The sequence below is a fragment of the Tamlana crocina genome, from assembly GCF_012037625.1.
In genome coordinates this window covers 1-496 of record NZ_JAAVJS010000172.1, presented here as the reverse complement: position 1 = coordinate 496, position 496 = coordinate 1, and the positions used below count along the sequence as shown (strand labels likewise).

The following is a 496-nucleotide window of genomic DNA, read 5'->3' as shown; positions in this document are numbered from 1 at the left end:
GTAAAGGATACGTGTTTTTTTCCTAAGAAATAAGTTTTTTCTCAGCACCGCCAAAACAGGAATGGTGTTGGACGAAAAACTGATTACATTATCAGGTTTTAGGCGGTTCTCTTTTGCTATTGCCCATTCCAGGATTGAAGACAAAGGATGACCTAAACGAATGTAATCATAAGCCGTAGGCAAAGCAGCAAGGGCAGCAGGTTTAGCATTATTTTCTTCAAATAAAGTTTCGAACTCATCCAAAAATTGGGTTTTGGCCAACTGTTCATTATAAATATCCAGCCGATGAGTAGTTAGTTTCAGCCAGTCTGCCGGCATATTATTTAATACCTCTTCAATATATTTTCGCACTTTAGTCTCTTTCATTTTCTTAATTATTTTATATGCCGCTCGTTTTCAAGGGTCGGCATCTTTTTATCTATTTTCCAGAGCCTGTTTTTAAAAAAGGCCAATATTTTACCTCTATCGAACAGCAGATTTTTTCTGAAAAATGTAG

General features: G+C 36.3%; 1 pseudogene. It reads right to left on the bottom strand.

What is annotated here, in order from left to right:
* Positions 1–366: pseudogene (locus tag HC176_RS16185) on the bottom strand (cystathionine beta-synthase); the annotation flags it as partial.
* Positions 367–496 lie beyond the last annotated feature (130 nt).